The organism is Streptococcus chenjunshii, from assembly GCF_003086355.1.
GTDB classification, from domain to species: Bacteria; Bacillota; Bacilli; order Lactobacillales; family Streptococcaceae; genus Streptococcus; species Streptococcus chenjunshii.
This window is the reverse complement of the sequence record NZ_CP031733.1, coordinates 688,522-702,939: the sequence shown is the minus strand read 5'-3', so window position 1 is coordinate 702,939 and position 14,418 is coordinate 688,522. Positions and strand designations below refer to the sequence as shown.

11 protein-coding genes, 1 pseudogene and 1 other annotated feature are annotated in these 14,418 nt (G+C 42.6%); of the genes and pseudogenes, 3 read left to right on the top strand and 9 right to left on the bottom strand.

Translation table 11 applies throughout. From position 1 onward, the window contains the following. Window positions 1-547 precede the first annotated feature (547 nt). Window positions 548-2,605: a DUF2079 domain-containing protein gene (locus tag DDV21_RS03565; protein WP_116878881.1), complete on the bottom strand. Its 2,058-nt coding sequence runs from the start codon at window positions 2,603-2,605 to the stop codon at window positions 548-550. A 279-nt stretch (window positions 2,606-2,884) separates the two neighbouring features. Here DDV21_RS03565 and DDV21_RS03560 point away from each other — a divergent pair, with 279 nt between their 5' ends. The 3 genes and pseudogenes from DDV21_RS03560 to DDV21_RS03550 all read left to right on the top strand — a co-directional run bounded on the left by DDV21_RS03560 (window position 2,885) and on the right by DDV21_RS03550 (window position 5,400). Then, complete coding sequence (locus DDV21_RS03560; protein ID WP_116878880.1) at window positions 2,885-3,424, top strand: NUDIX hydrolase; 540 nt, start codon at window positions 2,885-2,887, stop codon at window positions 3,422-3,424. Then, window positions 3,402-3,701, top strand: coding sequence for a DUF1827 family protein (locus tag DDV21_RS03555; protein WP_116878879.1), 300 nt, complete (start codon window positions 3,402-3,404; stop codon window positions 3,699-3,701). The genes DDV21_RS03560 and DDV21_RS03555 overlap by 23 nt, the downstream gene beginning before the upstream one ends. A 446-nt stretch (window positions 3,702-4,147) precedes the next feature. Then, a pseudogene (locus tag DDV21_RS03550) lies at window positions 4,148-5,400 on the top strand (ISL3 family transposase). Window positions 5,401-5,488: 88 nt separating this feature from the next. Here DDV21_RS03550 and ileS read toward each other — a convergent pair. From ileS to ftsA, 8 genes are all read right to left on the bottom strand, one after another. Further along, window positions 5,489-8,281 (bottom strand): isoleucine--tRNA ligase, encoded by a 2,793-nt coding sequence (gene ileS, locus DDV21_RS03545; protein WP_116877867.1) that lies wholly within the window; start codon window positions 8,279-8,281, stop codon window positions 5,489-5,491. A 97-nt stretch (window positions 8,282-8,378) separates the two neighbouring features. After that, window positions 8,379-8,615 (bottom strand) — a binding site (T-box leader). Further along, a complete protein-coding gene (locus tag DDV21_RS03540; protein WP_116877868.1) occupies window positions 8,602-9,390 on the bottom strand; it encodes a DivIVA domain-containing protein in 789 nt (262 codons plus the stop codon). Its footprint overlaps the feature before it by 14 nt. 10 nt (window positions 9,391-9,400) lie before the next feature. Then, window positions 9,401-10,192, bottom strand: a complete 792-nt coding sequence (locus DDV21_RS03535) for a YlmH family RNA-binding protein (RefSeq protein WP_116877942.1) — start codon at window positions 10,190-10,192, stop codon at window positions 9,401-9,403. Further along, a complete protein-coding gene (locus tag DDV21_RS03530) occupies window positions 10,189-10,458 on the bottom strand; it encodes a YggT family protein (protein ID WP_116877943.1) in 270 nt (89 codons plus the stop codon). The genes DDV21_RS03535 and DDV21_RS03530 overlap by 4 nt, the downstream gene beginning before the upstream one ends. A 6-nt stretch (window positions 10,459-10,464) precedes the next feature. Beyond that, window positions 10,465-11,040: a cell division protein SepF gene (locus DDV21_RS03525; protein ID WP_116877869.1), complete on the bottom strand. Its 576-nt coding sequence runs from the start codon at window positions 11,038-11,040 to the stop codon at window positions 10,465-10,467. Window positions 11,041-11,052: 12 nt separating this feature from the next. Further along, window positions 11,053-11,724, bottom strand: a complete 672-nt coding sequence (locus tag DDV21_RS03520; RefSeq protein ID WP_116877870.1) for a YggS family pyridoxal phosphate-dependent enzyme — start codon at window positions 11,722-11,724, stop codon at window positions 11,053-11,055. A gap of 1 nt (window position 11,725) precedes the next feature. Then, window positions 11,726-13,030 carry a cell division protein FtsZ gene (ftsZ, locus tag DDV21_RS03515; RefSeq protein ID WP_116877871.1) on the bottom strand — a complete coding sequence of 435 codons (1,305 nt, stop codon included), beginning with the start codon at window positions 13,028-13,030 and terminating at the stop codon, window positions 11,726-11,728. 20 nt (window positions 13,031-13,050) lie between these two features. Beyond that, entirely contained in the window at window positions 13,051-14,409 is a 1,359-nt protein-coding gene (gene ftsA, locus DDV21_RS03510) for a cell division protein FtsA (RefSeq protein WP_116877872.1), read from the bottom strand. Window positions 14,410-14,418: the final 9 nt, after the last annotated feature.

Sequence of the window (14,418 nt, the reverse complement as noted above, 5' to 3'; positions counted from 1 at the left end):
TGAGTAGAGTACAAACACTTCTGCCGGCAAATACCATAAAACCTCCTTCAGATCCAAGGTAAAATTGGTCTGAGGGAGGTTTTCTCATTGTCACATTACTAGCATTCTTACAACTCAAAGTCAGTTTGTAAGCTGCAAGCTGTCAGCTTTGCTATTTAAACGGCCTTTGTATCTTGGTGAAACTGAACACGGCCTAAACGCTGTGAGAGTACACAGGCAACCCGAACTTGAAAATTAGAGAGTGAGGGAACCTTATGAACTGAGGTTCTGCTCAACTTCTTGCCAGCCGTAGATGTCTGAAGGCTTTGTCGTCTTAACAGCCGACCGCACCCTTTTAGTCGTCTTGGCAGGGGTGCGTCTGCGAAATCAAAGATTTCGGACTTACCGCCTATTTTCTCTTTGCGTTCTTAACGGCCTTTGTATCTTGGCGGAACTGAACACGGCCTAAACGCTGCGAGAAAAAGACCGCCCTCCCTTGAATCTTTGGTGACTCAGCGGTCGGACGCCTATTTTCTCTTTGCGTTCTTAACGGCCTTTGTATCTTGGTTTAGTCTGTTCTTTGCAGAATTAAGACATCTTTCGTGGATTGTTCTGTTTCTGTAAAGCCATTCGCCATATAAATTTTTACAATTTCAGATTCTGTGCTTGTTTCCTGATGTTCTACAGTTGAGCGCGGAGTGACGACAAGGTCAACAGAAGGGTCAAAACTTTGATCATTATGATAAAAAATATCGTACAGTTCCTTGGTTCTGCGTAAATCGGTCGTATAGGAATAGTGCGCCAGTATTTTCTTCTCCGTAGGAAGTGCAGCTAAAGTTTTATGAATAGCCGTGAATTTTTCCTGATTCTGCTGATAATACAGAATGTCTTTATACCAGCTGTTGGTATAGCTATAAAGGATAGTCGCTGAAAATAAGAGAGCTGTCATAATAAATGTCAAAATCCGGACAGAGACGGTGGAATGCTTCTCATCTTTATCCAGCCAGTAGGTATAAAAACCTTCCAAAGCTAGCAAGGCCATGAAGAAAACTAAAATTGTGCTGCCATAACTGTACTGAAAACCAAAATCTGTCTGATAGTCGTAATTAGATAAGAGGTTAATTGCAATTAAAGGTAAAAGCAAAAAGTAATTTTCCCATCTCTTTTGCATTAAAGGCAAAAAAGCCATACTGATAAACAAAAGGAAGAGGTACTGCAGCTTGTGCTGAGTAAAGAAGCTGCCAAAAATATAACCGGGATTAAGAAAGACTGTTTGAAAGATTCCGCCAAAGCCTTCCTGCCCGGACAGCAAATCAAAGCGGCTGACTAAAAGTCCGTCTCCGTAATGATTTAAGATAAAGACGCAGCAGGCAAAATAAATCAGAGGGAAGATCAGCTGTGAAAAAAAGATACGTCGTTTAGCTGCAAAACTTTGAGGGAAGCGATTCTGCCAGAGAAAATACAGCCCCAATGCCACAACATAAATAAAAGCATCTTCTTTTATCATAAGTGTCAGCAGAACGATAAGCAGCAGGCGCCAGCGCCACTGCTTCATGTTTGCATAAATCAGCCAAAGCAAACAAGGAACTAAAAAACAATTTTCATGCAGGTGATAAGATCCTGCAGTTGTCATAGCTGGAGTTAAGATAAACAGAAGCCAAAGCAGAGGACGGGCAACGTTTGGCAAATGCAAATCTTTAAGCAGGAAATACAGCGGCAAACCTCCGGAAAATACAATTAGAACTTGCAAAATTTCCAAAGTTTCAAGATAAGGCAGCAAACTGTAGACAGGCAACATAAGATAATAAATCGGCGAAATATGCACTGCAAAATGAGACAGCAGCCTATCTCTTTCCAAAGTGGTTATCGGGGTAAAATCACGCCGCATACTCTCAAACATCTGTGCAAAAATACCAATATCAAAAGTTGATACTGACAGTGTTTTTGCTTTATAAGCAACTACCAAACACAGATAAAGAACATAGGTTAAGCCAATAAATATCACCAGACCATAGAGTTTTTTTTCCTTATCGGCCAAGGAGATAATATTTTTCTTAACCTTTGTTTGTCTGACAACATTCAGTAAAAAATAAGCACATAAAGCATAGCAGACAGCTAACAGTAAAAGCCAGAGCCGGCTGCTGTCCCACTTATCCGCCTCAATACCAAAATGCTTAAGATCTAAAGGAAAAGGACGGTAAATGAGAGCAATTGCTTTTGGGAAAGTTAGCAGGAGGCTGGCCGGAATCAGGTAAGCTGCTTCTTCTTTTCCAAAAAACAATTTAAAGTAAACAGCCAGTCCCAGCAGGAGAAAACCAAAAACAAGCAAAGGGGAAGGACTTTTGTAAACACCTAAAAAAAGGCAGGCGGACATCAGCACCGTAAAAAGATTGCTGGGCTTAAATAAAGCAAAACGCAGATTCAGGTAATGCTGTCCTAAACTGACAACTAATATTAGCAGTAATACCTGCAGCAGAGAGAGCGCAGGCTGCGGCTGCAAAAAAAGGGTATTTGCTGAAAGCGAAGACAGGCTCCAAACAATGTACAGCAGATAAGCATTTACGATGTATGAGAACCAAGCTGTCAGCTTCTCTTTCTCAGATAAGTGTTTCAATAATTTCAGCATTTTATTCTCCATAAAGTATCAGCCTGCTCAAAGACCGCTCATTAGCAGAAATTGGCAATAGGCTGGAATAGAAGCCGCCAGTCTTCCTTATGCAAAAACCGCCGACTGATGATAAGCTATCACTTCTTTTTATTTTACCATTTTTCTAAGAAGTTAAGCCATTTTCTAAATTATTTAATCTCAAATTTTTTGTTTAACCCGGAAACTGCCTGCCTTAAGCAGGAAAGAAGAGCATTTTTTCGTATTTTTTAGTATAATAAACCAAAGGGAGGAACCATAATGACAATTCCAAGTTTTGGCGATAAGAAAGAGCTGGCAGATTATAAAACTCGCTATGGTGTTTATGCTGTTATCCCAGATAAAAATAAGGAAGCCATCGTTCTCGTCCAAGCCCCAAATGGTGCTTGGTTTTTGCCCGGTGGTGAAATTGAAGCTGGTGAAAATCACAAGGAAGCCTTAGAACGTGAGCTTATTGAAGAACTGGGCTTTACGGCAGATATCGGAGAATATCTCGGTCAGGCTGATGAATATTTTTATTCCCGCCATCGGGACAGCTATTTTTACAATCCCGCTTATATTTATGAAGTAAACAGCTTTCAGCAAGTGGCGGCTCCTTTAGAAGATTTTAACCGAGTGGCTTGGTTTACTATCATAGAAGCAGTGGAAAAACTGAAACGCGGCAGCCATAAATGGGGTGTTCAGGAGTGGCAAAAAAAATACAGTAATTCTTTACATGAGCATTTTTTTCAGGAAAAACATGCTATAATAGAAAAAACGAGACTTGAGGAGGACAATTATGAGACTGATAAACACAACTAGCAGTCATCCGGAATTGGTTAAAAATCAACTGAAAAATACAGATGCCAAACTGGTAGAAGTATACTCCGCCGGTAATACAGATGTTATTTTTACACAGGCACCTAAGCATTATGAAATTTTGATTACCAATAAATACCGGGCCATTAAAGACAGCGAGCTTGAAGCCATTCGTGAATTTTTCCTCAAGCGTAAAATTGATCAGTCTACTGTCCTCTTTGATCAGCTAAAAACGCTCCACACTGCTAATTTGATTGAAATTTCTTTCCCTACTAAATAATAGGGACAAACAATTAGAAGAAGCCAAATAAGAAAGATAGGGTTCGAGATGGATTAGCAAAACTGAACACGGCCTAGAAGCTGCAGCATCAAATCATCCATCCAGTGAATGATTTCTACCCAGCTCAGAAATAAAAGAGTGAGAGAAGCTTATGAGCTAAGGTTCTGCTCATGTCTTTCCAGCCGTAAACATGTGGAAGCTTTGCTCCGTTCACGGCCCTTGTATCTTATCTTAAACGAAGCCCTCACTAGGATTATCCTAATGAGGGCTTTTTCTGTGTGCATCGGTTTGCAGACCCACCATGGCTGCTGGTTCTTTTAATTCGGCTCTATAATTTCTGTAGTGGGTAAATCCACTGCGAAGATTATAGGGCTTTTTAATGCAGACAAAAAGTCCCATATGACTTATAATGAAAAGCGTTGAAACAACTCATTAGAAAGATTCATATGGAACAACTCTATCATACTACAGAATTGATTGGAATTAAAGATAAAAACATTACTCTGAATAAAGTTTTTAAGTGTCAAACACACATTGAGGTCTGGGCTAGGCTTGATTATGAGCCTAAATCTTGTCCAACTTGTGGGGGAAAGCAGATAAAATACGACTTCCAAAGGCCGTCAAAGATTCCATACCTTGAAATTGCTGGATTTCCTAGTCTTATCAAACTCAAAAAGCGTCGTTTCCAGTGCAAAAGCTGTCGCAGAGTTACAGTCGCTGAGACTAACTTGGTTCGGAAAAACTGCCAAATCGCTGAACCTGTTAGACAAAAGATCACACAAGGCTTGATCAAACGTGATGCTCTGACACACATCGCTCAGAACTTGGCTGTTTCAACGTCAACTGTCCATCGTAAGCTCAAGCAATTCACCTTCAAAGAAGACTTTTATCATCTGCCTGAGCTCCTCTCCATCGATGAATTTTCTTATCAAAAGGGTAAACTAGCCTTCATTGCTCAAGATTGTGAAACCAAGAAAATCATCACGATCCTGGATAATCGGACACAAACAACCATTCGCAATCATTTCTTTAAGTACTCTAAAAAGGCTAGAAACAGCGTTAAAAGCGTTACCGTTGATATGTCTGGCAGCTATATTCCTCTTATCAAAACTCTATTTCCTAATGCTCAAATCGTTCTTGATAGATTTCACATCGTACAGCATATTAGCCGAGCTCTTAATCACACTCGCATTCAACTCATGAAACAGTTTGACAAGAAATCTCTGGAATATCGTGCCCTCAAATACTACTGGAAACTGGTCTTGAAAGACAGCCGAAAACGTTCTTTGAACCGTTTTTACTCAAGAACTTTTAGGGAGACCCTGACACCAAAAGAATGCTTGACCAAAATCTTCCAGCTTGTCCCTCAATTACAGGGCTACTATGACCTTTATCAGCTCCTGCTTTTCCACTTGCAAGAGAAAAACGCTAACTGTTTCTTTGACCTGATAACAGAAGCTTTCCCACACCTTAATCAAACCTTTAGAACCACTCTTGCCACACTTGTTCGCTATAAAAAATACGTTACAAACGCCATACAGATGCCCTATTCTAACGCCAAACTTGAGGCTACAAACTCATCAAGGACATCAAGCGTAATGCCTTTGGTTTTCGGAACTTTGACAATTTTAAAACTCGCATCCTTATCGCTTTGAACATAGCAAAAGAGGAGACGAACTTTGTCTCCTCTCGTGCTTAGCTATAAGTCACCCACTACAGTTGACAATGAGCCTTTAATTCCCCCAGCATTTATCACAATGGACATAAACCGCTTCTCCCAGCTCTTGCTATTTATCTTCAAAGCCTTGATCTAAGGCTTGCGGAAAGTTCTCTTCAACAATATGTGCACAAGAATCACAAATAAAAGCGTTATAAGAACGGTCTTTAACTGTTTCATCAACTCGACGGCAGCGATCGCAGACAGAACCATGCGCATGTTCAACCGTAAAGGCAATATTTTCAAAAGCAACCGCATCTGCCGGAGCCGGTTCTTTTGTCACCGTCAGCTGCGATACGATAAGCAGCTGGGCAAGATCACTGTTAAGCGAAGCGAGCAGTGCTTCTGTTTCCTCATTAACATAAAGTGTTAAATGAGCTTCGAGAGATTTACCGATAATTTTGTCACTGCGGGCTGTTTCAAGTGCTTTTTGTGCCTGTGTCCGCAAAGCCATAAAGGCTTCCCATTCTTCAAGAATAGTCTCCTGGTCAGCAAAATACTGGGCATCCGGCATCTCTGACAGTTGTACGAATTCTTCAGCTTCAAACTCCAGATAAGACCAGATTTCTTCGGCTGTATGAGGCAGAATCGGTGTCAAAAGTTTTGTGATGTTCACCAAAATATCATAAAAAACAGTCTGCATCTGCCGCCGTGCTTTGCTGTCAGCAGCTTCAATATAGACAACATCCTTAGCAAAATCCAGATAAAAGGCTGATAAATCAACTGTTATAAAGTTAACCACTGCCTTATAGATATCCAGAAAACGGTAAGCACTGTAAGCCTGCCGAATATCGGCTACAAGCTGATTAAATTTAATCACCATGTATTTGTCAACAGGACGTAAATCTGCAAACGCTACAGTATTGATTTGGGGATTAAAATCACTGGTATTAGCCAGCAGGAAACGCAGGGTATTACGAATTTTACGGTAGGTTTCCGATACTTGCCCCAAAATATCCATCGATACCCGAACATCATTGTCAGTATCCACAGATGTGACCCAAAGACGCAGAATTTCTGCTCCGTACTGTTTTGCAACATTATTAGGAGAAATGATGTTTCCTTTTGACTTAGACATTTTCTCACCCTTGCCATCAAGCACAAATCCCTGAGACAGGAGGGATTTGTAGGGAGCACGACCATTGACGGCAACGGAAGTAATCAGCGATGAATTGAACCAGCCGCGATATTGATCAGAACCTTCAAGGTAAAGATCAGCCGGATAGTCAAGCCCTTCTCTGGCCTGCATTACACCGCTCCAAGAAGAACCGGAGTCAAACCAGACATCCATAATATCGGTTTCTTTGGTGAACCCTCCATTCGGAGAACCTGGGTGACTGTAACCTTCAGGAAGCAGTTCCTTAGCATCGCGCTGCCACCAGACTGCCGACCCATGTTCTGCAACTAAGTCTGCCACATGATCCGTAACTTCTTTAGACATAATAGCTGTACCGTCTTCAGCATAGAAAATCGGTAAAGGAACTCCCCATGCACGCTGACGTGAAATAACCCAGTCCCCACGATCGCGAATCATATTGTAAAGCCGTGTCTTTCCCCAAGAAGGATGGAAGTCTACTTTTTCAATTTCAGACAGGATCTCCTGACGAAAATCAGACACTGAAGCAAACCACTGCGGCACTGCACGCCAAATGATTGGTTTTTTCGTCCGCCAGTCAAACGGATAAGAGTGAGTGATAACTTCACTGGCTAAGAGCAAGTCTCCCAATTTTTCTTTGACTGTCGGAAGTACTTTATCATAGAATTGACCAGCAAAATCCGGACCGGCTAAATCATTCATCAGGCCGCGTTCATTTACTGTAACAGCAACTTCAAGGCCGTATTTTGTTCCGACATTGTAGTCATCTTCACCAAAACTTGGAGCTGTATGGACAATTCCTGTTCCGGAGTCCAGTGTCACATGATCACCCAAAATCACTAATTCTTCGATTTCTTTGTCCCAAGGGTGCTCCGTAACAATAAACTCAAGCTCGGATCCCTTATAAGAGGCTGTGACTGTATAAGAATCCCAAGAAAACTTAGCCGCTAAACTGTCCACAAGCGCTTCAGCAATGACATATTGACGTTCTGAGCCTGCGGGACGCACAACAAGATAATCTATATCTGCACCGACTGTCAGTCCGCGCGAAGCCGTAATCGTGAAAGGTGTGGTTGTCCAAACCACAATATAAGTGTCAGTATCAAGAATCCCTTTGCCATCTTTAATCCGGTTACCGTAATAAAGCGATGCGGACTCGATATCATGATATTCAATCTCTGCCTCCGCCAAAGCTGATTCAGAAGACCAGGACCAATAAACAGGCTTAGCCCCGCGGTAAATGTAACCTTTATCAGCCATTGCTCCAAAAACACGAATTTGCGCAGCCTCATAGGCAGGAGTCAAGGTAATATAAGGATCCGCCCAGTCGGCAGAGACCCCCAAGCGCTTGAAATCTTCACGCTGTTTATCAATCTGGCTTAAGGCATAATCACGGCACATACTGAGATATTCAGCCAAATCCATCTCTTTACGCTTAACACCTTTCTGGGCCAGAACCTGCTCAATTGGCAAGCCATGAGTATCCCAGCCTGGAACATACGGTGCAGAAAAACCGGACATTGATTTTGAACGGACGATAATGTCTTTGGAAATTTTATTTAAGGCATGTCCCAAATGGATATTGCCGTTTGCATAAGGCGGCCCGTCATGAAGGTGAAAACTGGGTTTATTCGCATTAAGCTCCTGACGTTTTTGGTATAAACCGGCTTCTTCCCATTTTTGCTGCCACTGCGGTTCTTTATTTGGTAAACCGGCGCGCATAGGAAAGGCTGTTTTACCGAGATTAAGGGTTTCTTTTAATTTCATACTAGACTCCTGTAGTTTAGTTTATTAAATAATAACAAAAACAATGTATTAATAAGTGATATTATCATCAGCATTCAAAGCAAAAAAGCCCTCATCTTCAAAGGACGAGAGCTCGCGGTACCACCTTAGTTTCAGAATCTCCTTTTGCTGATATCTTTAAAAGAAGATTCCCTCTTAGCCCGTAAGGCAGGCACACCTTCTATCTTACTCATACGGTTTCAGACAGAAAAATCAGAAAATGATAAGCTTCCAGCCTAGGGACTGCAGGGCTTACACCCGCCCCTGCTCGCTTTATAGTATAAGCTGTGCTTTTGTTTTTCTTACTCTTCAATATTTAATTTAAATGTCTGTGTTTCACTTAAGTTAATTTCACCAGAATGACTTTCGTTCTCATCAGCACCATCAATAACAACTGGCTGTTCAGCAGCCTGAGCTTCTGCTAATTGCTTATTGCCGGCATCAGCCCGACGCTGCAGCTCTTCCATTTCCTCAGGAGTAAACTGGCGTGTTGCATCAAAGACACCTGTATCATCAATATCAGAAACATGCTCGTCAAGGACTTTTTCAACGACCTCTTTAAAGGCAGCATCGGAATTTTGCAAATAAACAGCGGTAGGCTGCAGCAAGTCATTCCACTCCGGCGAATTTGCCAAGCCAAGCTGTCCCTCAATCGCTGCAATCAAACGCTGATGAAAAACACGGCTCTGACGCTTCAGGTCTTCTGTTTCAACAGCAACACGTTTTGCTTCATCAGTGGCATCACGTAAAATTTCATTAGCTTTTGATTTCGCTTCATCAATCAGGTGCTGTGCATCATAATTAGCTTTGCTGACCACATTATTGGCTTCATTGTTGGCCGATGTTTTAACCTTTTCAGCTGTTTCCTGTGCCAGAATCACTGACTGGCTGAGAGATTCCCTCATCTCATCAAAATAAGCAAGTTTTTCTTCCAATTCTTTTATCTTGCTCTCCTGATCACGGTTTTGACGGACCAAGCTTTCATAATCGTCAACAACGATCGAGAGAAACTCATCTACTTCCTCATCGTTATAACCGCGGAATTTCGTATTAAATGTTTTGTCTTTAATTTCAAGTGCTGTAAGTGCCATTCGGGCCTCCTTATTTATGTATCATTTTATTTACTGTCAGTTTATGCTTGCCATTTTTAGAAAGACCGTTCTCCTTAACGAGAGTAATTCTCCCGAAACCCCTGATACTGACCAAATCACCAGCTTCCAGAAGGTTAGAGCTTTTAGCAGCTAAAGCATAATTGACTTTCACTTTATCGGTTTCAACTAATTTCAAGACCTGACTGCGGGAGATGTTTAAGGCCGTTGCTATTATTCTGTCCAAGCGCATACTTGATACTAAAATATCAACTGCTTCCCCTTCCTGCTGAGGCCGAATCAGCTTATCAAAACTAATTTCTTTTAGCTTTACAGTTACTTTAGCAATTTTTGCTGTATTTGTCAAAAGGTAGGCTGCCATACTGCGATCAACCATTACCTGAGCCCTGCCGGATTCTGCAAAGATATCACCAATGACTGTCCGCCTTATCCCCAAGTGATGGAGAAGCGTTCCCATAATCTGAGAGTGAGTCAGATAATTAAACTTAGCATTGTAGGTTATTTCAATCAGACTCATTTGAAAATCAAGAAAACTGCAATTATAGTAATCCGGTGCAACGATAACCTTAGCATACTCCATCGGATAATAATCGCTCGATACAAAACAATTCAACTCTGTCTGTCCTACAATGCTTTTGAGGATAAAGACCTCCCGAGGATTTAAAAATTCAGTTACCTGTAAGCTGTAGGTATCGGCTGCCTTGGCTACCAAATCAGTCATTTTCTCTATAAACTGATACTCATCAGGTCTGAAATGCTGAAAAATCGTTTCGCCTCTCATTATGGAATAAAAAGCATCACAGCAAGAGACTGAACAAGCTGGCTGATTAAATTCAGACCGATTACAGCAACCCAAACGGTAAAATCAAGCCCTGCAAACTGTAAATTCAGCTGGCGAAAGGGCTTGAGAAAAGGTTCTGAAAGCTGCCGTAAAAGTCTGCCAAGCCAGGTGTCATAAGCTCCCGGAAACCAAGAAAGCAGGGCATAAGCAACCAAAATGTATGAATAAACACGTATCAGCCTAATAAGAACCGATATTAAAAATATAATCATGTATTAACGTCTCTTCATATCAAAATCAAAATTAGAATTAGAATCCTGCCCGTTATGAGCAAAATTCAGGGCATCGACATCAACCTCAACATTTGAAGGAGTCAACAGGAACATGGAACTGCCAACTTTCTGCAAATTCCCCTCAACAACCCGTCTTGCTCCATCAATAAAATCGATACAGCGGCGTGCCTGTGCATCCAGCATATACTGGAAATCAACCAGAATACACTCTTTGCTGATCAGCAAATCAACGATTTCCTGAGCATCTTCGTATTTATGAGGATATTTTAAAACAATAGTTGTTTTGAACTCCCCAGTATCTTGCGGTTCTGACTGCTGCCCGGTATTAATCTGCCGAACTGCAGCATCATTAGAGCCGCGAACCGGTTGAGACTGAGGCCGAACCGGCGGACGCTGGTCCCTTGCCGGCTGCTGCTGAGGACGGGGCCTAGCAGACGGCTGCTGACGCTGAGGCTGCCTGGAAACTGCCGCTTCCTGATCAACTGTTTCCTCAACATCACTCACCTCATCGGTATCAAAATAAGAAATAATTTTATCAAATCTATCTCTAAGTGCCATTACTCTCTCCATTTACTTAAAGAATGCAGTACCAATACGTACAAATGTTGAACCATTTTGGACAGCCAGCTTAAAATCACCGCTCATCCCCATGCTTAATTCCGTAAAGGGCATATTCTTTAACTTTTTATTCTGTAAAGTTATTCTCAGTTTATTTGCCTGCTCAAAAATTGTATTAATTTCTGCATCAGATGCCGCCTGCGGAGCCATTGTCATAAGACCGACAAGTTCAATTTTGTCAAACTCCGCTATTTGAAACAGCGCTTGATCAACCTCGCTGACTTTAAAACCATGTTTGCTCTCCTCACCGGAAATATTAACCTGTAAAAAACATTTAATCGTTTTTTCTGCTCTCTTTTGAATTTCAGAAGCCAGTTTAATACTATCTAAAGCATGAAAATAATCAACATAATTAATAACATTCTTGACTTTGCGCCTCTGCAGGCTGCCAATCAAATGCCAGCTGACACCGGTTCCTTTAAGGAGTTCGTATTTATCAAGAAACTTATCAACCCGGTTTTCTCCAATATGTCTGACTCCGGTATCGATAAGCTGCTTGGTAACATCACTGTCTACATACTTTGTCACAGCAATAACAGATACGCTGTCTGAAGGACGGTTGGCCTGCTGAGCAGCTTCTGCTACTTGCTGAAAGATAAACTCTTTATTTTCTTGTAAATTCATCTTAACGGTTTTTAAAGAAAGGCGGAGTTTCTAATTCATCGTCATCTGCTTCATCAGCAGCTGAGAAAGTAGACATTTTCAGTTTGCTGTCTATTTCACCTTCCGCTGGACGTGTGATATTGTCACGCTGCAAATCCCAGTTACCGAAAGCAGATGATGGCTGAGCATTCTGATTTTGCGGAGAGCGAGGCGGCATACTTGGCGCATCCGGCATGTCAAAATTATTGCGCTCAAAATTGGCCTGACCGTCATCTACGCGGTTCTGCGCATACTGTGCCCCAGCTGCCTGCTGAGCATTAGCCTGAGTAAAACTGCGCTGCGGACGCAGACCAGCTACCTGATCAGACTTGTCCTGACGGACACCGGTCGCAACAACAGTGACTCGAATTTCGTCCCTAAGATTTTCATCAATAGCTGTTCCCAACCAGACATTGACACCTTGACCGGCTGCCTGTCCGACAATTTCAGAAGCTTCCTGCGCTTCAGTAAGCGTCATATCCAGACCGCCTGTTACATTGACAATGACATCTTCAGCACCGTCGATAGTCGTTTCCAAAAGCGGAGAGTAGATCGCTTTACGAGCAGCCTCAACAATTCTTTCATCTCCGGATCCAATCCCAATCCCCATAAGAGCATTGCCTTTATTTGCCATGACAGTTTTAACATCCGCAAAGTCAAGATTGATGAGCCCCGGACTTGTAATCAGATCAGTGATCCCCTGTACCCCCTGACGGAGAACATTATCTGCTTCACTGAGGGCTTCAAGCAGAGGTGTCTTTTTATCAACGATTTCTAAAAGATTATTATTAGAGATAATCAGTAATGTGTCAACCTGTTCACGCAGCTCTTGAATCCCTTCAATCGCATAATTGCCGCGCTTGTTGCCTTCAAAACCAAAAGGTCTTGTTACCACAGCAACGGTAAGCGAGCCTAAACTTTTAGCAATACGGGCAATAATAGGTGCTGCTCCTGTTCCGGAGCCGCCGCCCATACCAGCAGTGATAAAGACCATATCCGCACCAGTAAGTGCTTCAGTCAGAGCCTCTTCACTTTCTTCGGCTGCCTTGCGGCCAACTTCAGGCTGACCCCCGGCACCGAGTCCGCGAGTCAGTTTAGGACCAAGCTGAATGACCGTTTCAGCTTTGGAAGAGCTGAGCGCCTGTACATCAGTATTGGCAGCAATAAACTCAACTCCCGCTACGCCTTCATCAATCATTCGGTTAATGGCGTTGCCGCCGCCGCCGCCGACACCAATTACTTTAATAACTGCACCCTGAACTGATGCAGTGTCAAATGAAAATGTCATTTTGTTTCCTCACTTTTACTTTAATCAAACATACTGCCAAAAATCCCGCGCACACGCTCGCTCATTTTTTGTTTTGGCTTATTAGCAGGCTGCTCGGGCTGAGCAGGCGCTTGAAGAGGCTGCTGTGGAGTTTGTGCAGGCATTTCAGGTTCACTAAAAGCCGGAGCTGCTTGGCTGCGCGGCTCAACATCAATCGGTTTGCGTCTTAAGAGTTCTTCCCCAGCTACAGCTCTCTGCGAAATCACATCAACTTCAGTCATTCTGCCAACATACTCGACAAGCCCGATAACATTAGCAAACATCGGATTGCGAATGCCGACTTGGTTAGGAACATAGAGTTTAACAGTGGTTCCGAAAATCTCTTGAGCCACTTCAACAATGCCAGGCATGATAGCACCGCCTCCAATGAGAACAATTCCTCCAGGGAGTTCTAACAGCCGGGCACGTTCTAAATCCTGTTTGACATGCTCCAAAATATGTTTTACACGGGCTGAAATAATTTCAGACAGATAGCGTTCCGTCACTTCAACAGGAACATCGCTTCCGACAACATCAACCTGAACCGTTTCAGTCATACTGGCTTCAGCCAAGTTAGCCTGTCCAAAATTAAATTTAAGCGCTTCTGCAATCTGCAGCGAGGTTTTTAGAACTTTGGAAATATCTTTAGTGACATACTCACCGCCTTCAGGATAAGTGTTGGTGAATTGCAGTTCTTGCTCCCGCATAGAAGCAACCGATGTTTGGCCGCCGCCCATATCAATTACCGTGGCACCAAATTCACGTTCCCCTTCATTTAAGACAGACTTAGTCATTGACAGAGGGGAGATGATCACATTTTCAACATTGATTCCGGCTCTCTCAACAGTCTTGCGCAAATTATGCAGGATAGTGCTCGGTCCAGTATAAATAAGCCCGCGCATTTCCAGACGGATTCCCATCATTCCTCTCGGATCACGAATGCCCTGAAAACCGTCAACAATGAACTCTTCCGGCACAAGCGAAATCACTTCGCGCTCCGGACTGACATTTTTCGTTAAGGCCGACTTGATGACTGTCTCAACATCCTCATCCCTGATCTCTTTGGAATCACTGGGAACAGGAATCATACCCTGTGTTGGTTCAATCTGCAAAAGATTAGCTGGCAAACCAACATTAATCTTATCAATAGTCATGCCAGCTTTTTCTTCTGCCTGCTCCACAGCCGTTTTGATCGCTTCTGCAGCAGACTCAATATCAACAATGATACCATCTCTTACGCCTGTGCTGGGAACATTACTGACACCGATAACATTCATCTCACCGGCTGTAAACTCCGCAACAAGAACTTTAATCGAGCTAGTCCCTATATCTAATCCTGTAAAAAAGCCATTTCTAGCCATTCACTCGAC

What these genes read in the sequence shown, in the direction of transcription:
- DDV21_RS03555 (WP_116878879.1), top strand. Translation starts at nt 3,402, where the DNA reads ATGAGACTGATAAACACAACTAGCAGTCATCCGGAATTGGTTAAAAAT.
- DDV21_RS03565 (WP_116878881.1), bottom strand. Translation starts at nt 2,605, where the DNA reads ATGCTGAAATTATTGAAACACTTATCTGAGAAAGAGAAGCTGACAGCT.
- ileS (WP_116877867.1), bottom strand. Translation starts at nt 8,281, where the DNA reads ATGAAATTAAAAGAAACCCTTAATCTCGGTAAAACAGCCTTTCCTATG.
- DDV21_RS03540 (WP_116877868.1), bottom strand. Translation starts at nt 9,390, where the DNA reads ATGGCACTTACAGCACTTGAAATTAAAGACAAAACATTTAATACGAAA.
- DDV21_RS03560 (WP_116878880.1), top strand. Translation starts at nt 2,885, where the DNA reads ATGACAATTCCAAGTTTTGGCGATAAGAAAGAGCTGGCAGATTATAAA.
- DDV21_RS03520 (WP_116877870.1), bottom strand. Translation starts at nt 11,724, where the DNA reads ATGAATTTACAAGAAAATAAAGAGTTTATCTTTCAGCAAGTAGCAGAA.
- ftsZ (WP_116877871.1), bottom strand. Translation starts at nt 13,030, where the DNA reads ATGACATTTTCATTTGACACTGCATCAGTTCAGGGTGCAGTTATTAAA.
- DDV21_RS03525 (WP_116877869.1), bottom strand. Translation starts at nt 11,040, where the DNA reads ATGGCACTTAGAGATAGATTTGATAAAATTATTTCTTATTTTGATACC.
- ftsA (WP_116877872.1), bottom strand. Translation starts at nt 14,409, where the DNA reads ATGGCTAGAAATGGCTTTTTTACAGGATTAGATATAGGGACTAGCTCG.